Annotated in this window: 16 protein-coding genes; 9 read left to right on the plus strand and 7 right to left on the minus strand. The window is 66.0% G+C overall.

Going from position 1 to position 20,235, the window contains the following annotated elements; translation table 11 throughout:
* Window positions 1-313: 313 nt before the first annotated feature.
* Both ACS8Y6_RS07390 and ACS8Y6_RS07395 read right to left on the minus strand, forming a co-directional pair.
* Window positions 314-2,788, minus strand: coding sequence for an acyl-CoA dehydrogenase (locus ACS8Y6_RS07390; protein ID WP_440851138.1), 2,475 nt, complete (start codon window positions 2,786-2,788; stop codon window positions 314-316).
* Between the two features lie 79 nt (window positions 2,789-2,867).
* Window positions 2,868-3,815, minus strand: a complete 948-nt coding sequence (locus ACS8Y6_RS07395; protein WP_440855296.1) for an alpha/beta fold hydrolase — start codon at window positions 3,813-3,815, stop codon at window positions 2,868-2,870.
* 403 nt (window positions 3,816-4,218) lie between these two features.
* Between ACS8Y6_RS07395 and minC the strand changes: the two genes are divergently transcribed.
* The 4 genes from minC to ACS8Y6_RS07415 all read left to right on the plus strand — a co-directional run bounded on the left by minC (window position 4,219) and on the right by ACS8Y6_RS07415 (window position 7,751).
* The gene (gene minC / locus ACS8Y6_RS07400; protein WP_440851136.1) at window positions 4,219-4,974 is read left to right on the plus strand and encodes a septum site-determining protein MinC; all 756 of its coding nucleotides are present in this window, start codon (window positions 4,219-4,221) and stop codon (window positions 4,972-4,974) included.
* 3 nt (window positions 4,975-4,977) lie between these two features.
* The gene (gene minD / locus ACS8Y6_RS07405) at window positions 4,978-5,784 is read left to right on the plus strand and encodes a septum site-determining protein MinD (protein ID WP_440851135.1); all 807 of its coding nucleotides are present in this window, start codon (window positions 4,978-4,980) and stop codon (window positions 5,782-5,784) included.
* 3 nt (window positions 5,785-5,787) lie between these two features.
* Window positions 5,788-6,051 (plus strand): cell division topological specificity factor MinE, encoded by a 264-nt coding sequence (minE, locus tag ACS8Y6_RS07410; protein ID WP_109992283.1) that lies wholly within the window; start codon window positions 5,788-5,790, stop codon window positions 6,049-6,051.
* 62 nt (window positions 6,052-6,113) lie between these two features.
* A complete protein-coding gene (locus ACS8Y6_RS07415; protein WP_440855297.1) occupies window positions 6,114-7,751 on the plus strand; it encodes a GMC family oxidoreductase in 1,638 nt (545 codons plus the stop codon).
* On the opposite strand, the gene ACS8Y6_RS07420 is transcribed toward ACS8Y6_RS07415, so the two are convergent.
* Window positions 7,752-8,639: a LysR family transcriptional regulator gene (locus ACS8Y6_RS07420; RefSeq protein ID WP_440851133.1), complete on the minus strand. Its 888-nt coding sequence runs from the start codon at window positions 8,637-8,639 to the stop codon at window positions 7,752-7,754.
* Window positions 8,640-8,743: 104 nt separating this feature from the next.
* Here ACS8Y6_RS07420 and ACS8Y6_RS07425 point away from each other — a divergent pair, with 104 nt between their 5' ends.
* The gene (locus tag ACS8Y6_RS07425) at window positions 8,744-9,673 is read left to right on the plus strand and encodes an AEC family transporter (protein WP_440855298.1); all 930 of its coding nucleotides are present in this window, start codon (window positions 8,744-8,746) and stop codon (window positions 9,671-9,673) included.
* 420 nt (window positions 9,674-10,093) lie between these two features.
* Here ACS8Y6_RS07425 and fadD read toward each other — a convergent pair whose 3' ends face one another.
* Together fadD and ACS8Y6_RS07435 are read right to left on the minus strand one after the other, a co-directional pair.
* Window positions 10,094-11,755 (minus strand): long-chain-fatty-acid--CoA ligase FadD, encoded by a 1,662-nt coding sequence (gene fadD / locus ACS8Y6_RS07430; RefSeq protein ID WP_440851131.1) that lies wholly within the window; start codon window positions 11,753-11,755, stop codon window positions 10,094-10,096.
* A gap of 351 nt (window positions 11,756-12,106) precedes the next feature.
* A complete protein-coding gene (locus ACS8Y6_RS07435) occupies window positions 12,107-13,507 on the minus strand; it encodes a YihY/virulence factor BrkB family protein (protein ID WP_440855299.1) in 1,401 nt (466 codons plus the stop codon).
* 80 nt (window positions 13,508-13,587) lie between these two features.
* On the opposite strand from ACS8Y6_RS07435, the gene ACS8Y6_RS07440 reads away from it, so the two are divergent.
* From ACS8Y6_RS07440 to ACS8Y6_RS07450, 3 genes are all read left to right on the plus strand, one after another.
* Window positions 13,588-15,303, plus strand: a complete 1,716-nt coding sequence (locus ACS8Y6_RS07440; protein ID WP_440851129.1) for a PHA/PHB synthase family protein — start codon at window positions 13,588-13,590, stop codon at window positions 15,301-15,303.
* 40 nt (window positions 15,304-15,343) lie between these two features.
* Window positions 15,344-16,126, plus strand: a complete 783-nt coding sequence (locus tag ACS8Y6_RS07445) for an alpha/beta fold hydrolase (RefSeq protein ID WP_440855300.1) — start codon at window positions 15,344-15,346, stop codon at window positions 16,124-16,126.
* Between the two features lie 110 nt (window positions 16,127-16,236).
* The gene (locus ACS8Y6_RS07450) at window positions 16,237-17,223 is read left to right on the plus strand and encodes an alpha/beta fold hydrolase (RefSeq protein WP_440850618.1); all 987 of its coding nucleotides are present in this window, start codon (window positions 16,237-16,239) and stop codon (window positions 17,221-17,223) included.
* Between the two features lie 40 nt (window positions 17,224-17,263).
* Here ACS8Y6_RS07450 and ACS8Y6_RS07455 read toward each other — a convergent pair whose 3' ends face one another.
* On the minus strand, window positions 17,264-18,064 hold the full coding sequence (locus ACS8Y6_RS07455; RefSeq protein WP_440850617.1) for a lysophospholipid acyltransferase family protein: 801 nt from the start codon (window positions 18,062-18,064) through the stop codon (window positions 17,264-17,266).
* 137 nt (window positions 18,065-18,201) lie between these two features.
* Window positions 18,202-18,858: a ribonuclease T gene (gene rnt, locus ACS8Y6_RS07460; protein ID WP_440850616.1), complete on the minus strand. Its 657-nt coding sequence runs from the start codon at window positions 18,856-18,858 to the stop codon at window positions 18,202-18,204.
* Between the two features lie 101 nt (window positions 18,859-18,959).
* Between rnt and ACS8Y6_RS07465 the strand changes: the two genes are divergently transcribed.
* Window positions 18,960-20,171 (plus strand): argininosuccinate synthase, encoded by a 1,212-nt coding sequence (locus ACS8Y6_RS07465; protein ID WP_440850615.1) that lies wholly within the window; start codon window positions 18,960-18,962, stop codon window positions 20,169-20,171.
* Window positions 20,172-20,235 lie beyond the last annotated feature (64 nt).

A 20,235-nucleotide genomic window follows, 5' to 3' on the forward strand; every position in this document is an offset into this window, starting at 1 on the left:
TCGCGCTACAGCTGCAGCTATCCGTCCCGGCGGCGGCCGGGTGACGGCGTGCAAGGTCGCTGCGGCATGACCCATAAAGTGCTTTTGTCGCAGTCGTTTGCCCGTTCGTCCCGATCATTTGCAACGTACGAAAAAGCTCGCGGGGCGACGATTTATACCTTGGTATTATCCCGGGTTTCGCGGACTGGAAGGCGGTGGCATTGCGCGCATTCCCGATTTTTCGGTAACCCGGGTTTCCGATTCTGCCTTTGCTGCCGACCTGTTGGAATCCGGCCGGCATGAACGGCGCCGACCGGCCGACATACGGTGCGATTCAGGCGGCGTCGGCGCGATCGTGTGGCGTTTTCCTGACCTGTGAGCGCATTTCCTCGGGATCGAAATCGTCGACGCGGATCACGGCCATCTGCAGATCGAAGGCCGCGCGCAATCGCTGGGCCTCGTCGGCATTCAATACATCGGCCTGCTCGGCCTGATCGATCTGGTCACGCGGATGATCGGCATCGATGGTGCCGGCCTTGCGGGCCTTGACCACAGCCTTGTGCCATTCGGCGGTATCGAGCGTGGCCTGCATGGCGCGCTCGTACAGGGAGAGCGCCGTGTCGGTCCGGATTTGCGAGATATAGCAGCCGGGTGTGAGCCGGTCGCGCGCGGCGCCGGGGGTCTGCAAAAGACGGGCGATACGGCGCCCGAGTCCGTCGCTCGGCAGGCGGGCCGTGCGCCCGAGCGGAAAGATGAGGATACCGGCAAGCCAGGCGGCGGGGCGGTTCGGCAGGTGTCGGAGCACGCCGGCCAGCGCAGTTTCGATATCGGCGAAGGCCTGCTCGCAAACCCAGGCCACCAGTGGCCGATCCTCGGCATGTTCGCCGTCTTCGACAAAACGCTTGAGCGTGGCGCTGGCGATGTACAGGTTCGACAACACATCGCCGAGCCGTCCCGAGAGCGATTCGCGGAATTTCAGCGTGCCGCCGAGCGTACCCATGGCCACATCCGAGATGAGCGCCAGATTCGCGCAATAACGGTTCATCGCGCGGTAATAGGGCGCCAGTTCGGTGGCGCGCCCGGCCGCAGAGCCGATACCGCCGGTGAACCCCATCACCAGCGAACGCGCGGCCGCGGCCAGGTCGTGGCCGATATGGCGATAGAGCAGATCATCGAACGCTTCGAGCGCGGCCTCCTGATCGCGGTTGTTGGCGGCCGCGATTTCGTCCAGCACGTAGGGATGACAACGAATCGCGCCCTGGCCGTAGATCATCATCGACCGGGTGAGGATGTTGGCCCCCTCGACCGTGATGTTCACCGGCGCGGCCTGGAAACTGCGCGCGACCGGATTGGACGGGCCCAGCATGACGGCCTTGCCGGCATGCACGTCCATCGCGTCCTTGGCGACTTCCTGCGCCAGGGTGGTGACGTGATACTTGGCGATGGCCGAGGCCACCGACGGTTTCTCGCCGAGATCGACCGCGTTGGCGGTGAAGCGACGCACCGATTCACAGGCATAGGTCTTGCCGCCGATGCGCGCCAGCGCTTCCTGCACGCCTTCGAATTCGCCGATGGAAATATTGAACTGGCGGCGCGTGACGGCATAGGCGCCGGTCAGACGCGCGTTGGCGATCGCATCGCCGGTCGAACCCGACGGCAACGAAATCGCACGGCCCGCCGACAGGCATTCCATCAGCATGCGCCAGCCTTCGCCGATCATCTCGCGCCCGCCGATGATGGTGTCGAGCGGGACGAACACATCAGTGCCCCAGGTCGGTCCGTTCTGGAACGGCGCACTGGCCGGAAAGTGCCGGCGCCCGGTATGGCAGCCCGGCGTGTCGGTTGGAATCAGCGCACAGGTCACGCCCAATTCCGTTTCGCCGCCCAACAGGCCGTCCGGGTCGTACACCTTGAAGGCGAGCCCGAGCACGGTGGCCACCGGGGCGAGCGTGATATAGCGCTTGTCCCAGGTCAGTTTCATGCCGAGCACCTCTTCGCCGTTCCACTGACCCCGGCAGATGACGCCGCGATCGGGGATCGCGCCGGCATCGGAGCCGGCGAACGGGCTGGTCAGGCCGAAGCAGGGGATTTCCTCGCCGGCCGCCAGGCGCGGCAGATAGTAGTCGCGCTGTGCATCGGTGCCGTAGTGCATGAGCAGTTCGGCCGGGCCGAGCGAGTTGGGCACCGCCACCACCGGCCCGACCGTGCCGCCGGCGGGGCCGGAACCGACCTTGGCCAGGACGCAGGAGTGCGCGTAGGCAGAGAATTCGAGACCGCCATAGCGCTTGGGGATGATCATGCCCCAGAACTTGTTGTCCTTGATGTATTGCCAGGCCTCGGGCGGCAGGTCGGCGTCCTCGTGGGTGATTTTCCACTCATCGCACATGTCCAGCAGGGTCTGGACCGGCCCGTCCAGGAACGCCTGTTCCTCTTCCGACAGGCGCGCGGGCGGGATTTCCTCAAGCCGGCGCCAGTTCGGCATGCCGGAAAACAGTTCGCCCTCCCACCACACCGTGCCGGCGTCGAGTGCCGTGCGTTCGGTCGCGGACAAGGTCGGCAACACGCGTCGGAAAAGCTGCAGCGCGGGCCGGGTCAGGTACGGCTTGCGGATGGCACTGATGTGCAACGCTCCGAACACGACGATGAATAATGCCCACAATACGATTGCCGCCAGCGCGCCGGTGCTGGTGAGCGTGCAGGCGGCCAGCAGTATGCCGAGGGCGGCGGTCGCGGTGGCCCGGCCCGCGCCGGTGTAGGCGAGGGCGAGGAGGGCGGCGAGAAAGATGATGAGCCAGAGCAACGCGATCATGCCAGAGTCCCTGCGCCGGCGGCCGGCGCCCGAAAAGCGTTATTTTCGAGCATAGGCACGGCGCCGACGGTGGTGCAACTCAGGCTCGGGCATCGATTCGCCGCAGGAATGCATGCAGCCGTTCGGCAACGGCCGGGGCATCCTGCACGTGCAGCATATGGCCGCAGTGGGCGAGCGTGCGGTGTTCGATATCGGCAAAACAGGCCCGTCGGGCGGCACGTGTTTCGGCGTCGACGAACATCGTGGCCTGAGAGCGCCCGCCGTCGAGACAGAGCACCGGGCATTGCACATCGCGCCACAGCGCGCAGGCTTCGGCGGCGCGAAAACCATAGGGCATGCGGCGGTGGTGCGCGGGATCGATACCCAGGCACTGACGTCCGTCCCCGGTTGGCCGCAGCCAGGCGCTGGCAAGATAGTCCAGCGCCGCGTCATCGAGCTCGGGGTAGCGGCGCGCGAGCCGGGCCGCGAAGTCCGCCACGCTGGCGTAGACACGCGGGTCTTGCGATGCGCAACCGGTGACGGTGTCCAGCCAGTCGCGATAGCGCGCCGGGCTGTTGTTCGGATCGCTGTCGGGGACGTTGAGACTGTCCAGCGCGACCAGGCCGGCCACACGCTCGGGCCGGGCGCCGGCATACAGGCTGGCGACCTGGCCGCCCATACTGTGGCCGATCAGCACCACGGGCCCGGTCACGCCGAGGGTATCCAGCAGCGTCTCGAGATCGGCCAGGTAATGCGGGAACCAGTAGGCGCCGGGCGTGGCCTCGCTCTCGCCGTGGCCACGCCAGTCGGGCGCGATGATGTCGCGATCGAGCGCATGCTCTGCTTCGAGTGCGGCCAGCAACGGTGCGAAGCCGGCCGAGTTGTCCATCAGTCCGTGCAGCAGCACCAGCGCCGGACCGCGTTGGGGCCCGATGCGCCGGTAGGCCTGGCGCCTGCCGGCCATGGTCTGTTGTGCCAGTGCCGCGAGAAATTCGCCGTGGGCGGCGAGTGTGGGCGGCTCGGAATCGGGCCTGTCGGTGGGGCGCATCGGTCGTCAGCCGCGCGGCATCGGCGGCTGGCGCCGCCTTGCGCCCTGGCGGGCAGGATTTGGCGCGCCGCCGCGCAGGCGGCGCGGTTCCCTGTCCAACAGTCGGGTGTCGTGCATGGGCAAAACCATCAGGCCCGGAATTTCGCCCATCCTCCCACGAATGCGAAGCGCTGTAGCGAAAGGCAGCAGTGCCTGGTGAGTGCCCGGGCCTGTCAATCGCTCCGTACGTGGCCGAACCGATGGTGCCGGCCCCCCGGCATCGACCGCCGGGTCGGGCGCTACCGGACAGGGCGGTTCAGGAACGGGAAAGACGCGCTATGTCTACGTGATCGCGGCAAAAAATGCAGGATGTATGGGTCGATCAGCGTGCTAGACTCGTCGTTTTACCCAACACCACTCGGGCATGTCGCAAACCAAGACCACCGCGGGTTCCAGCGTTGTCTTCAAGGGACGGATGATGACGCTCTCCGTCCTCGAGATCCGGGAGGCCGACTGCGATCGCATCGCCGCTCTGGTGGACGAGCAGCTGGCCCGGGCGCCGGGGTTTTTTACGCGCCTGCCGGTGCTGCTGTCGTTGCCCGAGGCGGTGCCGGACCTCGGGCGCGTGGCCGAGATCATGACCACGGCGGACCTGGTGCTGGTCGGTGTTCTCGATCCGTCGCCGGCCGCGGCCGAAGCGGCCCGCGAGGCCGGGCTGGGCGTGATCACATCGCCGGCGCGCTCGGCCAGCGCGCCCGAGCGTCAGAGCAAGGCGTCCGAGGTGCCGGCGGCGCCGCGTCAATCCGGAACCAACGCGGCCGCGGCGCCCGAACCCGAAGCGGCGCCGCGCACCCCGACGCGCCTGATCACCAAGCCGATCCGCTCGGGCCAGCAGATCTACGCCCGCGGCGGCGACCTGGTGATCGCGACCTCGGTGTCGGAGGGCGCGGAAGTGTTGGCCGACGGCCATATTCATGTCTATGGCGCGCTGCGCGGGCGGGCGCTGGCCGGCGCGTCGGGCGACACCGAGGCGCGCATCTACTGCAAGCGCTTCGAACCGGATCTGGTCGCGATCGCCGGCTGCTACAAGGTCGCCGACGCGATGGACGAGGGGGTGCGGTCCAAACCGGTCCAGGTCCGGTTGGACAACGACAATTTGCTGATCGAACTTCAGGAGTAATCAGTGGCCAAGATCATCGTAGTCACGTCGGGCAAGGGCGGGGTCGGCAAGACCACGACCTCGGCCTCGTTCGCCGCCGGCCTTGCCATGCGGGGGCACAAGACGGTCGTGATCGATTTCGACGTCGGCCTGCGCAACCTCGACCTCATCATGGGATGCGAGCGCCGCGTGGTGTTCGATTTCGTCAACGTCATCAATGGCGAAGCCAACCTCAAGCAGGCATTGATCCGCGACAAGCGGATCGACAACCTGTGCATCCTGGCGGCGTCCCAGACCCGCGACAAGGACGCGCTCAACGAGGAAGGCGTCGAGCGCACGCTGAACAAGCTGTCCGAGGATTTCGATTACATCGTCTGCGATTCGCCGGCCGGCATCGAGAAGGGCGCGCTGATGGCGATGTACTTCGCCGACGAAGCGCTGGTGGTGACCAATCCGGAAGTGTCCTCGGTGCGCGATTCCGACCGCGTGCTTGGCATGTTGTCGTCCAAGACCAAGCGCTCGATAGACGGCCGCGAGCCGGTGCGCGAACATCTGGTGGTGACGCGTTATGCGCCGGACCGGGTCGGCAAGGGCGAAATGCTCTCGCTGGACGATGTCGGCGATATCCTGGCCATACCGTTGCTGGGCGTGGTGCCGGAATCCGAGACCGTGCTCAATGCCTCCAACTCGGGTATGCCGGTGGTGCTGGAGGACAACGCCGACGCCGGCGGTGCGTACATGGACATGGTGGCGCGTTTCCTCGGTGAGGATCGGCCGCTGCGTTTCACCCAGGCCAAGAAAGGCTTCTTCGACCGACTGATGGGGAGATAAACCATGGGTTGGCTAGACGTTTTCCGTTCTAACGAGAAGAAGGGCTCGGCCAAGATGGCCAAGGAGCGCCTGCAAGTCGTGGTCGCCCATCGGCGGACCGGGCGCGGGGATCAGCCGGCCTATTTCCCGCAGCTGCAGCAGGATCTGCTGGCCGTGCTGCGCAAGTACGTCGAGGTGGGCGAGGACGCGGTCCAGATGGAGATCGAGCGCGAGGGCGACCTCGAAGTGCTCGAGCTCAACATCACGCTGCCCGAAGCTAAACATTGATCGATGGCACGATTGCAGATACACATGATAGGCCAACAATGATCTGAACCCGGGGAGCTGCCATGACCGATCGAGAACAAGTCTTCGACTATGTGATCGTCGGTGGCGGCTCCGCGGGCTGCGTGCTCGCCAATCGGCTCTCGGCCGACGAGCGCATATCCGTTGCCGTGCTGGAGGCCGGCCCGCGCGACTGGAACCCGCTCATCCATATTCCGATCGGCATCATCGGCCTGATGTGGTCGAAGATGTTCAACTGGGCCTACTACACCGCGCCGCAGACGCGGCTGGCCAACCGGCGGCTGTTCTGGCCGCGCGGCAAGACGCTGGGCGGTTCGAGCGCGGTCAATGCCATGTGCTATACGCGTGGCAACGCCGCCGACTACGATCGCTGGGCCGCGGACGGCAACGAGGGCTGGGGTTATCGCGAAATGCTGGCCTACTTCCGCAAGTCGGAGGGCTTCGAGGGCGGCGCGAACGAATACCACGGCGATGCCGGCGGTTACCGCGTCAGCCGCGGCCGGCACAACAATCCCCTCAACGAGAAATTCATCGCCGCCGCCCGGGCCTGCGGCTATCCGCGCAATGACGACTTCGGCGGCGCCACGGATGTCGGCGTGGGGCTGTACAACGTGGCCCAGGACAACGGCCGCCGCTGCTCCAACGCCGATGCCTTCCTGCATCCGGTCGCGCATCGCAAGAATCTGACCGTGATCACCCGGGCACGGGCCACGCGTGTGACCTTCGAAGGCCGGCGCGCCACCGGCGTGGTCTATCGCCGGGGGTGGTTCGGCGGGCCGCGCACGCTCGGGGCGCGGCGGGAGGTGCTGCTGTGCGGCGGTGCGATCAACTCGCCGCAACTGCTACTGCTGTCGGGCGTGGGCCCGCGCGACCAGATCGAACCGCACGGCATCCAATTGCACCACGAACTGCCGGGTGTCGGGCGCAATCTTCAGGATCATCTGGACATCAGCGTGATCGACCGCGAGAAGACCACGCTCAGCCTGCGTCTTGACGCAAAGTTCGTCTTCCTCGAGGCGCCGGTGGCGCTGTGGGACTATCTGCGTCATGGGCGTGGCTGGCTGACCAGCAACGTGGCCGAGTCCGGCGGTTTCATCAGCAGCAGCGACGATCCGACGCTGGGCGATCTGCAACTGCATTTCATCCCGACCATCGAGCAGGATCACGGTCATCGGATGCGGAATACGATTCGCTATCATGGCTACACGCTGCGCATCTGCGACCTGCGGCCCGGGTCGCGCGGTCATATCGGGCTGGCCAGCGCCGACCCCGGGGCCGATCCCTATATCGATCCGAATTATCTCGACGATCCGCACGATCTGGCGCAGCTGGTCAAAGCCGTGAAGATCGGGCGGCGTATCATGCGCAGCCCGCCGTTGGCCGGGCACCGGGATACCGAGCTCGAACCCGGCGAGCAGATCCAGGACGAGGCGGCCATCGAAGACTATATCCGGCGCCGTGCCGAGACCATCTACCACCCGGTCGGCACCTGCAAGATGGGCACGGGCGAGGACGCCGTGGTCGATGCGCGCCTGCGCGTGCACGGGCTGGACGCCCTGCGCGTGGTCGATGCCTCGATCATGCCGACCATCGTCGGCGGCAATACCAATGCCCCGACCACGGCGATCGCGGAAAAAGCGGCCGATATGATCATCGCCGACCGCGACGCATCGCCCGGCTGATCAGACCGGCCGGGCGGCCAGCGTCGCCGCGCTTGCGATGAATGCCGCCAGGCCCGGATTGTCGTCATCGTGCCGCCAGTACAGCCCCTGCTCGATCGACGGCGAGTGCTCGATCGCGGCGAACACCACATCGTCCAGACGCAGGCGTGCGAGCGAAGCGGGCACCAGCGCAACGCCGAGCCCCTCCGCGACCAGGCTGACGATGGTCTGCTGCAGGTGCGTCTCCAGACGGATGCGCGGGGCGAAACCATGCGCTGAACAGCACGCCAGCACGGCTTCGTGCAGGCTGGGCGCGGTCGTGCGGGGCAGCGTCACGAAGGGTTCGCCGGCCAGCCGACGCACGTCGACCGTGGCCCCGCCGGCCAACGCGTGGTCGGCCGGGAGCACGGCGCATAACGGTTCGTGGACCAGCGGCTTGTAATCGAGGGGGGCGGGGCGGCCCATCGGCATGCCGAGCCCCACATCGATGCGCTGTTCCAGCAGGGCCTGCTCGGTGTCACGGGGGAGCATCTCTTCCAGGCTGAGCGTAATGCGCGGATGGGCATCGCTGAAACGCCGAACCAGGCGCGGCAACAGACTGAAGGCGGCATACATGGCAAAGCCGAGTCTCAGGGTACCCGTGGCCCCGGCCGCCGTGGCGCGTGCGGACTCGCCCGCGCGTTCGGCATCGGCGAGCAGGCGTACGGCATGCCGGTAGTAATCGGCCCCGGCCGGGGTGAGTTCGACATGGCGCGAATGGCGTGTGAAAAGCGGTACCGACAGCTTCGCCTCCAGGGCCGCGATCTGTCGGGACAGCGGTGGCTGTGTAATATGCAGGCGTTCGGCGGCCCGGCCGAAATGCAATGTCTCGGCAAGCACGACGAAGTAACGCAGTTGACGGAAATCCACGATCGATACCAGATTGGCATGGATTCAAAGGGTAAATGATATTAGACGGTATCGATCGGTCGCCGTAGTCTTGCTGGCCTGATTCCCGTGGACGAGATGCGCTCGTGTCGTCGGTCACTCACGTGCTTCTGCCGATCTTTGGCCTGATTCTGGCGGGCTATGTCTGTCGGCGCACATCACGTCTGGGTGCCACGGCCGCCGCCGAGCTCAACAAGTTCGTGGTCTGGCTGTGTCTGCCGGCGCTGCTGTTCCAGGCCACCGCCACTGCCGACTGGGCCGAGATCTGGCATCCGCGTTTTGTTGCGGTCTGTACGCTCGCCACGCTGGGCATGTTCGTGGCGACGCTGGCCTGGCGCTGGCGTTCGCCGCGACATCTCGTGGATGCCAGTATCGATGGCCTGAGTGCGGCCTATGCCAACACCGGCTATATCGGCATTCCCTTGTGCGTGCTGGTACTTGGCAAGCACGGACTGGTGCCCGCGCTGATCGCCACACTTATTGTGGTCTGTGTGTTATTCGCAATCGCGGTGGTATGCGTCGAGGTCGGCCTGCAGGCGGAGAAGACGCTGCATCATGCGATCGCCAAGGTTGTGCTCGCCCTGGCCAGGAACCCGCTGGTGGTCGCGCCCGTGATCGGCGGCCTCTGGGCCGTCAGCGGCCTGGCACTGCCACAGCCGGCCGACAAGTTCCTGCATCTGCTGGGCGCCGCAACCACGCCGTGCGCGCTGGTCTCACTCGGAGCCTTTCTGGCGGCCCGGCCGGCCAGCAGCGGGCGGGGTGCATTCACCCTAAGCGCCCTCAAGCTGATCGTGCATCCGGCGATCACCTGGGTTCTGGCGGTGTGGGTCTTTCATCTGCCGCCGCTGTGGGCGAATGCGGCGCTGTTGCTGGCGGCGTTGCCGACCGGGACCGGCCCGTACATGCTGGCCGAGTTCTATCAACGGGAGGCGTCGGTGGTTTCCGGCACCATTCTCTATTCGACGCTGGGCTCGCTGGCCACGCTCTCGGCCTGCCTGTACCTCATCCGGTCGTAAGCGCGATGGCGCCGGCTGATCCGGTGGCTTCGTTCTTTAAGACGTTCATCCACAGCTTTCCTGGATGACACAGATGGCGGTTGTGTCGTTGTGCTCTGACGAATACCCGGGGCGAGGAAACGCTCGTGCTTTGTTCATGGCCGCTGAAGGCGGATGATGCTGTAAAAATCCCGTGCTACTCAGCCGGCCATGGGCGCCTCGATTCCGCTATATCGGGAAAGCTCAACCGCATCTGCGTCGATCTGCGGATGGTTTCAAAGAACGCTGCGACGATTCGAAAAGCCATTGGCGCCACGTTCTCGCTACGTCATGAAAGGTCTGCCGCCAATCTGTGTCATCTGTGGATCGATTCAAGGGCTGACGACTCCATAGGTCGAGTTGCCCGAAAAGCCGGAATCGAAGCGCGTGTCCGGTCAGGGTTTATGAGTCCCGGAGCTCCTTGCGCAGGATCTTGCCGACGTTGGATTTCGGTAGTTCGTCGAGGAACACGACCTGCTTGGGCACCTTGTAGCCGGTCAACTCCTGGCGGCAGAACTCGATGAGTTCGTCCTCGGTGAGGCTGTCGTCGCGCTTGACCACGAACACCTTGACCACTTCGCCGGATTTTTCGTCCTCGACGCCCACGCAGGCGGCTTCCAACACTTTTGGATGCGAGGCGACGACATCCTCGATCTCGTTGGGATAGACGTTGAAGCCGGACACGAGAATCATGTCCTTCTTGCGATCGACGATGTAGAGGAATCCCTTGTCGTCGAACTGGGCGATGTCACCCGTACGCAGGTAGCCGTCGGCAAAGAAGGTCTTGTCGTTCTCCTCGGGCTTGTTCCAGTAGCCGGCCATCACCTGGGGCCCGTAGACGCAGAGTTCGCCGGGCTGGCCGGGCTCGACTTCGTCGCCGTTTTCATTCCGGATGGAGATGTCGGTCGAGGGGATCGGCAGCCCGATCGAGCCGTTGTAGCTTTCCAGGTTCAGCGGGTTGATCGATACCGCGGGCGAGGCTTCGGTCAGGCCGTAGGCCTCGATCAGCGCCACGCCCGTGATTTTCTGCCATTTCTCGGCCACTGCCTTCTGGACCGCCGCGCCGCCGCCGAGCGTGATCTTCAGAGCCGAAAAATCGAGCTTGGCGAAGTCGGCGTTGTTCACCAGCGCATTGAACAGGGTATTCACGCCGGTGAATGCGGTCGGCCTGTGCTTGTCGAATTCCTTGACCAGCGCCGGAATATCGCGCGGGTTGGTGATCAGCACGTTCTTGCCGCCCTGCTGAAGAAAGACCAGGCAGTTGGCCGTCAACGCAAACACATGGTAGAGCGGCAGCGGCGTGATGATGAGCTCGCGGCCCTTTTCGGTCCAGGGGTCGAGCCAGGCCTGGGCCTGCTCGATATTGGCCACCATGTTGCGATGCGTCAGGATCGCGCCCTTGGCCAGCCCGGTGGTCCCGCCGGTGTATTGCAGAAAGGCGATGTCGTTGGGCTCGACCGCGACCGGCTTCATCGATTGCTTGGCGCCGCCCGACAACGCCGTGTTGAGCGTGATCGCGCCCGGCAGCTGGAACGCCGGCACCATGCGCTTGACGTGCTTGACGACGAAATTGACCAGCGTGCGCTTGATCGTCGGCAGGCAGTCCCCGACCTGGGTGGTGATGACCGTTTCCAGTGGCACCTTGTCGACCACTTTCTCGAGTGTGGCCGCGAAATTCTCCACGATCACGATGGCCCGGACGCCGGCGTCTGACAGCTGGTGTTCGAGCTCGCGCGCCGTGTACAGCGGGTTGACGTTGACCGCGACCATGCCGGCCCGAAGAATGCCGAACAGCACGATCGGGTACTGCAGCAGGTTCGGCATCATGATGGCGACGCGGTCGCCCTTGGCGAACCCGAGATCGTGCTGCAGATAGGCCGCGAAATGCCGGGATTGAGCCTCGATCTCGCGATAGCTCATCTCGACGTCCATGTTCGAGAAGGCAGGCGCGTCGCCGAATTCGCGACAACTGTCCTCGATGACATCGACGAGCGTGCGGTTAACGTCGAGCTGAATTTCGGCGGGCACCCCGTCCGGGTATTGCTCTAGCCAGGTCTTGTCCACGGTCTCTCCTCTAGGGCCTGTTGCCATTTCGTCCGCGTCCGCGCCAAGTGCTGTTCTGCGGCAAGACGGCGCCACGACTGCGGCGTAGCAAGTCTACGCGAGCGAGCTGTAACGCTGGGTTGTGGTCGTGTTGTCAAACATGGGGCGCTTGTGCCTTCGGCTTGGGCCGCCCATGAAATCAATCAGGGCGTCGATACCGCGTTGCGCGTCTTGTGTCGGCCGATTTGCGGTCTCCAACGCGGCACGTGCACGAAACGGCAACAGGCCCTGAACAAATCGTTGTCGTGGACGCGTACCGGCGAAAATTGATGTTGTCATGTCTGGCCTCGCGCCGTCGCATGCTGGCGTGGCTCAGGCGGTGTCCGCCAGTGTGCCATCTGCGCTTTCGCTTTCGCTTTCGCTTTCGCTTTCGCTTTCGCGTTCGGCGTGGAGCTGCAATGCCATGTCGCGCAGCGAACGATCGCGGTAGACGGATTGTCCGGCCTGTTCGATCTTTCCGAGGAGCGTGTCGATGGCCCGGGCTGCGTTGGCGTCGCGCGGCTGGGCGCGTGCCGAGGGATCGCCCGCCCGCACGATCTCCAGCACCCGAGCCAACCGGACCTCGGCGATATCACGGCGCGGCAGCAGTGTCGTGCCGAGCTCGCCCGCTTCGATGAAAAGCCCGCCGGTGACGAGCTGGTCGGCGATGTCCTGGATATGATCGGGCGCGGTGCGCAGCGTACGGGCCAGCGCCGATGTCGTCCAAGGCATGCCGCCCCGCATGAAGCGATCGGCCACGAGGGTCGTGATCAGCAAGGCCAGGCGCTCGCGCTCGGCCGCCCCCAGCCGGGGCGGATAGTCGCCCCGGGTAAGCCGTTCGTTGTGCTGGAGCAGGAACGCCACCCGGCAGCCCAGCAGCAGGATCATCCAGGATACATAGAGCCAGATCAGCAACAGGATCAGGATCGCGAAGCTCGAATAGATCGCATTGACATTGCCGGCGTTGCGGGCGAACAAAGCGAAGCCGAGGCTGGCGGTCTGCCAGAGTACGCCGGCGAAGATGCCGCCGCCGAGGGCCGGCAGCAGCCGGACCCGGGTATTCGGTATGAACTTGAACAATACCGTGAAGCCGATGCCGTAGAGCACGTAGGGCAGAATGCGCCCGGCCAGGTACAACGCCGCGCCGAACGGCTCGATCGATGTCAGCCAGCCGACGGTGCTGTTCGAACTCACGGTGGCGGTCATGCTGGCTGCGGCGAGAATCACCAGTGGCCCCGCGACCAGTACACTGATGTATTCGGTCACCCGGCGGCCGATCGAGCGGGGCTTGCGCACGTGCCAGATATAGTTGCAGCCGGCCTCGACCTTCTGGATCAGCGAAACGACCGAATAGATCAGCGTGACCATGCCGATCGCGCCCAGTACGCCGACCTGGACGTTCTGCACGAAGTCCACGATCTTGTCGATGATCTGGCCGCTGCCGGCGCCGAGTGGCGACAGGAAGCGCTGCAGCACCGGCCGCAGGGCATTATCGACACCAAAGGCCTTGAGCAGGGAGAACGCCAGCGCCAGTAGCGGGACCAGCGACACCAGCGTGGTATAGACCAGCCCCATGGCGCGCATGGTGATCTCGCCGTTGCGGAAATCCTCGATCAGCGTCAGCAGGATACGTACGGCGACGAGCGCCCAGCGGCGCGGCCCATGCAGACGCTCGAGCTCGGGCTGCCAGACGATGGCGTCGAACCGGCGGCCCAAGGCTCCCACCCATCCCATGTGCGACTCGCTTGAAAAACGCGTGGGCCCATTGTAACCATCAATCGTCGTCGACAGACGTCGCTACAACAGGAGGCGCCGTGAACCACCCATCCGCGGTATCGGATCCGGTCGAGCGCGTGGACCGCCGGCCCAGCGTCGGCGAAGGGCCGGGCGCTTTGGCAACGGCGGACGCCCGGTGGCCGGATATCGGCGCTGCGGCGGCCGAACTGCTGCGCGTGCTGGCTTGTCACCCGGCCGCGGCCCTGCGTATCGAAGCCCGGTTTGGCGTGCGATTGACCCTGGCCCTGCTGGGGCGCGGCGGCCCGGGCCCCACGGCGGATGACCCGCGCTTTGCTCATCCGGCCTGGCGGGCCAGCCCCGTATTCGGCCGCGTGGCCCGTCTTTATCTGGTGCTGGCACAGACATTGCGCGAGTTGGTGGGCGTGGCCGGGTTGCCGGAAGTCCGCCGCCGCCAGCTGTCGTTCGCGGTCGAGCACCTGATCGCCGCCCTGTCGCCGGCCAATCTGTGTCTGACCCATCCGGGCTTTTACGACAACCTGCTTGCCACGCGCGGCCGCTCGGCGCTGACCGGGCTGTATCAGTTGCTGCGCGATCTGCGCGACAACCGCGGGCTGCCGCGCCAGGTCGATCGGGAGGCCTTTACCCTGGGCGCCGACATCGCAGCCACGCCGGGCGCCGTGATCTATCGTGACGAGATCTGCGAGTTGATCCAGTACACGCCGCATACGGGACAGGTCGATGCATCGGCGATCCTGCTGATCGGGCCGCAGATCAACAAATACTACGTGCTGGACCTGAGCCCGGAGAACAGTCTGGTGCGCCACGCGCTGGTCAGCGGGCAGCAGGTTTTCGTGGTCTCGTGGCGCAACCCGACGGCGGCACAGCGCCGCTGGGGCTTGGCCGATTACGTCGAGGCCACGACGCAGGCCGTCGAAATCGTCTGGCGCGTAACCGGCCGGTATCCGGTCAAGCTGGCCGGGGCCTGTGCCGGCGGGCTGACGGCCGCGGCCGCGGCGGCACGCTTGGCGGCCGCGGGAGACGGCGAGCGGATCGCCTGCCTGTCGCTGTTCGTGACCCTGCTCGAATCGCCGCACAGTCTGGCCGATGTGCCCGCGGGCCAAGACGAGACCCTTGCGCGCGCGTTGTCGCGTGTGACCGGCGACGGCGTCGTCGAGGGCGCGGCCCTGGCGCGTGCCTTTGCCTGGCAACGGCCGGATGCATTGGTATGGCGCTTCGTCACGCATAACTACGTGCTCGGCGAGACACCGCCAGCGTCCGACATCCTGTACTGGAACAGCGACACCACGCGTCTGCCCGCGCGTCTGCACGCCGATCTGCTCGGCATCTATCGCGACGATCAGCTGCGCACCACCGACGGACTGCGGCTCGGCAAACAGCGGATCGATTTTTCGGCTATCGAGCAGGATGTGTTCGTGGTGGCCGGCGCCGCCGACCATATCGCCCCGTGGCAGGCCTGCTACCGCTCGATGCAGATGTTCCGCGGCCGCCGCCGGTTCGTGCTCGGCGCCGGTGGCCATGCCCAGGCCATCGTATCTCCGCCGGCCTCGAAAACAGCGCATGCGGCCCGGGGCTTCTGGGTCAACGACAATCACGAACTCGCGCCGGCCGAGTGGCGCCGCGGTGCGCGTGCCGCCGGGACGTCCTGGTGGCCCGACTGGATCGACTGGTGTCGTGCGCACGGCGGTCCGACGGTGCCCGCTCCGGAGGTTTTCGGCAATGACGACTTCGAGCCCATCGAGAGCGCGCCCGGCCGTTATGTGCGCCAACGCTGACACGTGTCGTATCGACACTTTTCATATTGGCGGCGACGCGATGGTCGTCGCCCGTACGGCCGGCCGCGGGCCGCCGCTTCTGATCTGCAACGATTTTCTTGCCGATTATCGCGTTGTGCAGTCATTCTGCGATGCGCTGTCGCGCGCCACCATTCGTTTCGACGGGCCGGGTATCGGCGGCACGCCGGGCACGCCGCGAATGGCGCGCATGGCCGGTCTGGCGGCTCGGGCGGCCCGCTTGTGCGATGTGCTGGAACACGATGTCGTCGACGTGCTCGGCATAGGCTGGGGTGGCCTGCTGGCGCAGCGCCTGGCGCGGGATCATGGCGCGCGGGTCCGGCGCCTGGTGCTGGTGGCGACTTCGATTGGTCCGCTCATGTTGCCCGGCCGCGCGGCCAGCCTGTGGCGTCTGGCCTGGCCCGGCGGCCCGGGGCGGGCCGTGGCCGATGGGCGCGACGTGCGTGCACTGTTCGGCGGCCGGCGTGCCGATGAATGCGCGGCCGTGGCCGCGGCCGTGCGCCGGGCCTGCCCGCCCACGCGACGGGCATTCGCGGCCCGGATCTATGCCACGGCGGGTTTTTCGAGCTTGCCCTGGTTGCATCGGTTGCGCATGCCGACGTTCATACTCGCGGGCGACGATGATCAGGTCGTGCCGCTGCCCAATGTCCGTCTGCTCGGCCTGTTGATCCCGGATTCGCGGCTTTCGATCATGCGGGGCGCCGGGCACTGGCTGGTGCTGGAACGCCCGGACGAAGCCGCCCGGCGGATCGAGGAATTCCTGGATACGCCGCACCCGGTGCAGCCGGGGGGTGAAGCGATCTGAGCGACGCGTGCCTCGCCTTGCGACAGCCCGGGGCCGGCGGCGCCTTGTCACAACGCCCGGCAGGCTCTACTGTCGAGCACATGGGCGGCGCTACAGGTCGCATGAGGCCGATGTCCGATCCGTCAGGAAACAGAATTCATTCGCTGCACGCCATCCGGCGGCCCGGCCGGCGGCTGCCGCCCGAACTCAGCGTATTGCGGCGCCGCACCCGGATCCAGGTTGACTGGCTTGATGTCGACGGCGTGCGCCTGCGCTATGGCATTCGGCGCGGCCGTGGCCGGCCCATGCTGGTCCTCAATGCCATGGGCGCGAATCTCGATATGCTGTTGCCGCTGGTCGACGCGCTGGATGACGCCGAGATCATCGTGCCCGAGATGCCGGGGGCGGGGCGTTCGCCGGCCCTGGCCGTGCCGCGGCGGCTGGGCTGGTACGCCGATCTGATCTCGACCTTTCTGTTGCGTCTAGGCTACGACGAGCCGCTGGATGTCGTCGGTCTGTCCTGGGGCGGCTCGCTCGCCCAGCAGTTTGCGCTGGATCATCCGGCCGAGGTCAATCGGCTCGTGCTTGCGTCCAGCGCCATTGGTTGGCCGAGTCTCGCCACGCGATCGAGTACGTTCAAGCGTCTGGCGGCGGCGCGGCGCTACGAGCGCGCGGAAACGCTGCCGTCCGCGGTGGCGGGCCTCTACGGCGGGCTGGTGCGCCGGCGGCCGGAACTGATCAGCCGTCGCGGTCGTTATGCCAGCGGCCCGAGCACACGCGGCTACATCAACCAGTTGATGGCCTCGCTGGGCTGGACCAGTGCGCATCGCCTGCATCGTCTGCACTGTCCGACGCTCATCATGGGCGGCGACGACGATCCGATCGTGCCGCTGGTCAACAGCCGCATCCTGTATTGGCTGATACCCAAGTCGTATCTGCATGTCGTGCGTGGCGGCGGGCATCTGTTTCTGCTGATGCGAGCCAACGAATCGGCCGGGGTGATTCGTCGTTTTCTCAACGAACGCCGCTACGACGGAACCGACGGCGCAGACTACTACGCCGCTCGCGGGCTCGCGGCCGACGGCGCACTCAAGCCGCGCCTGCCGGCCTCGGCCTGACGGGCCGGGCGCGTCAGGCCGAGGCCCGCTCGGGGCCGTATTATTTTCCGTGCCGGCGGTCGCGGGCCGCGGCGACGGCCTGGCGATGCGCCACCGCCATCCGGGCCGCCTCGGCGAGACTGCGACGATCGTAGCCGCGGGGATCAAGCGGGGCGCAGACCCGTACTTCGGCCCGGATCGCGCGCAGCCGGAACAGATCCTGGAAATGCGGCCACAGCGGGGCCTCGTTCACCCACGGCGCCAGCGCATGATGCATGCCCGGGGGCGTGGTGTCGTCGCAGTAGCGCAGGCTCACCGGCAGCACGTTGTAGCCGCCTTCGATGGCGGCCGCGAACAGCCGGGCATGAAACCGTCGCGGGTTGGGGTCGGGGGTGGTCGTGCCTTCCGGGAAGAACAGCACCGAGCGACCGGATGCCAGCATCGCGCGAATCGATGCGCTGGTTTCCCCCGTCTTGCCCTGACCGCGGTCGAGGAACAGTGTGCCGCCGGCACGGGCGAACGCGCCGACCACCGGCCACCGGCCCACTTCGGCCTTGGACACGAAGGCCGTGTTGAAGATGCGGCCGAGCACCAGGATGTCGAGCCACGAACAATGATTGGCCACCACCAGCATCGGCCCGGCCGGCACGTCGCCATCCACATCCAGACGCACGTGTAGTGCGCCGAGCATCCGGCCCAGCCACCAGTTGATCAGATACTTGCTGCGCCGGCCCAGCAGCGGCACCGCCGGCAACAGCACCAGGCCGAGCAGCAGCGTGGCGCCGAAGCGCAGGGCCTTGAAGCCCAGGCCGATGCGGCCGAGCAGGGGGTGATCCGTGGCGAAGGAGGAGGTCGTGGACATAGGCGCGTATCGTGGCCGGTTCGGAATCGTACGACGTCGCGCGGCAAACGGCCATGGACGGCCGGTTGCCCGCGGTATCGCGAACGCAGTTTAGCCAGCGCCGCCGCAGGCCGACAACGCCCACGTTGTCGGCGGGGTCAAAGCTGGGGCTCGGGCGGCACGGCTTCGTAGATCGGCTGGAATCGATTCACGATCGTGCAAAACAGGCGCGCGGTCTGTTCCGTGTCGTAGCGCGCGGAGTGTGCCGCTTCGTTGTCCCAGCTCATGCCGGCCGCCGTGGCGGCGCGGCGCAGGACTGTCTGGCCGAAGGCGACACCGGCCAGGGTGGCGGTATCGAAGCAGGAAAACGGGTGGAACGGGCTGCGTTTGATACCGCTGCGCGCGATCGCGGCGTTGAGAAAACCGAGATCGAAATGCGCATTGTGGCCGACCAGCACGGCGCGTTTGCAGCCGTCGGTCTTCATGGTTTCGCGTACCATGCGAAAGATGCGGCCGAGCGCGTCGCGCTCGGGAATGGCCGGACGCAACGGGTGGTGCGGGTCGATCCCGTTGACCTCGAGCGAGGCCTGCTCGATGTTGGCGCCCTCGAACGGGGTCACGTGATAGGACGCCGATTCGCGCACGGCGAGCTGGCCGTCCTCCTCGAACCCTACCGTGACGGCAGCGATTTCGAGCAGGGCATCGGTCGCGGCATTGAAGCCGCCGGTCTCCACGTCGATTACCACCGGCAGGAAACCGCGAAAACGAGTGGCCATCCGCGGCGTGGTCGCGGCTTCATCATGGGAGTCGATCATGGCGGCATGGTAGCAGCTGCATTGCTTCGACGGGACCGGTGGCGACGCGATTCTGTATACTCAACGGCCTTCAAACACTCCTACGGCAGCGGATTGCAGCAATGAGCAGTGACGTGCGCAAGGTCGTGCTGGCTTACTCCGGCGGCCTCGATACCTCGGTTATCCTGAAGTGGCTTCAGGATGAATACGATTGCGAGGTGGTGACCTTCACCGCCGACATCGGCCAGGGCGAAGAACTCGACGAAGTCCGGCCCAAGGCCGAAAAGCTCGGCGTGAAGGAAGTCTTCATCGACGACCTGCGCGAGGAGTTCGTACGCGATTTCGTCTATCCGATGTTCCGCGCCAACGCGATCTACGAAGGCGAGTACCTGCTCGGCACGTCGATCGCCCGCCCGCTGATCTCCAAGCGTCTGGTCGAGATCGCGCAGGCGACCGGCGCCGACGCCATTGCGCACGGCGCGACCGGCAAGGGCAACGACCAGGTCCGCTTCGAGCTGTCCGCCTATGCGCTGATGCCGGGCATCCAGGTCATTGCGCCCTGGCGCGAGTGGAACCTGAATTCGCGCGAGAAGTTGCTGGCCTATGCCGAGGCCCACGGCATCGATATCCGCAAGAAGGTCGACGGCGGTTCGCCGTATTCCACCGACGCCAACGCGCTGCATATCTCCTATGAAGGCGGCGTGCTGGAAGACCCGTGGACGCCGGCCGAGGATTCGATGTGGGAATGGAGCGTGGCGCCCGAAGACGCGCCGGACGCCCCGCAGGAGATCGACCTGACCTTCGAGCGCGGTGACATCGTCGCCATCGACGGCGAGCCGCTCACGCCTTATCGGGTGCTGGCGAAATTGAACGAGTTGGCCGGGGCGCACGGCATCGGGCGGATCGACATCGTCGAGAACCGTTATGTCGGCATGAAGTCGCGCGGTTGCTACGAAACACCGGGCGGCACGGTCATGCTCAAGGCACACCGTGCGATCGAGTCGATCACGCTGGACCGCGAGGCGGCGCATCTCAAGGATGAGCTGATGCCGCGCTATGCCAAGCTGATCTACAACGGCTACTGGTTCTCGCCCGAGCGCGAGATGCTGCAGGCGGCGATCGACCAGTCGCAAACCCACGTCAACGGCGTGGTGCGCGTGAAACTGTACAAGGGCGCGGTGAGCGTGGTCGGCCGGGCGTCGGCATCGGACAGCCTGTTCGACCAGGCCATCGCCACCTTCGAGGACGACCGCGGCGCCTATGACCAGAAGGACGCGGCCGGCTTTATCCGCCTGAATGCGTTGCGGTTGCGCCTGGGTCACCGCCAGCGCTGACATGCTTTAGCTGACCAAGCCTTTCACGTAGGCTTGCCTTGCCACAATGGATAGGAAAGAGGCC

Source organism: Salinisphaera sp. RV14 (assembly GCF_052044135.1).
In the GTDB taxonomy this organism is placed as follows: domain Bacteria; phylum Pseudomonadota; class Gammaproteobacteria; order Nevskiales; family Salinisphaeraceae; genus Salinisphaera.

Excerpts from the sequence above, each read along its gene's own strand:
- ACS8Y6_RS07390 (WP_440851138.1), bottom strand. The coding sequence starts at position 2,788 with ATGATCGCGTTGCTCTGGCTCATCATCTTTCTCGCCGCCCTCCTCGCC.
- ACS8Y6_RS07395 (WP_440855296.1), bottom strand. The coding sequence starts at position 3,815 with ATGCGCCCCACCGACAGGCCCGATTCCGAGCCGCCCACACTCGCCGCC.
- minC (WP_440851136.1), top strand. The coding sequence starts at position 4,219 with ATGTCGCAAACCAAGACCACCGCGGGTTCCAGCGTTGTCTTCAAGGGA.
- minE (WP_109992283.1), top strand. The coding sequence starts at position 5,788 with ATGGGTTGGCTAGACGTTTTCCGTTCTAACGAGAAGAAGGGCTCGGCC.
- ACS8Y6_RS07415 (WP_440855297.1), top strand. The coding sequence starts at position 6,114 with ATGACCGATCGAGAACAAGTCTTCGACTATGTGATCGTCGGTGGCGGC.
- ACS8Y6_RS07435 (WP_440855299.1), bottom strand. The coding sequence starts at position 13,507 with ATGGGATGGGTGGGAGCCTTGGGCCGCCGGTTCGACGCCATCGTCTGG.
- ACS8Y6_RS07445 (WP_440855300.1), top strand. The coding sequence starts at position 15,344 with ATGGTCGTCGCCCGTACGGCCGGCCGCGGGCCGCCGCTTCTGATCTGC.
- ACS8Y6_RS07450 (WP_440850618.1), top strand. The coding sequence starts at position 16,237 with ATGTCCGATCCGTCAGGAAACAGAATTCATTCGCTGCACGCCATCCGG.
- ACS8Y6_RS07455 (WP_440850617.1), bottom strand. The coding sequence starts at position 18,064 with ATGTCCACGACCTCCTCCTTCGCCACGGATCACCCCCTGCTCGGCCGC.
- rnt (WP_440850616.1), bottom strand. The coding sequence starts at position 18,858 with ATGATCGACTCCCATGATGAAGCCGCGACCACGCCGCGGATGGCCACT.
- ACS8Y6_RS07465 (WP_440850615.1), top strand. The coding sequence starts at position 18,960 with ATGAGCAGTGACGTGCGCAAGGTCGTGCTGGCTTACTCCGGCGGCCTC.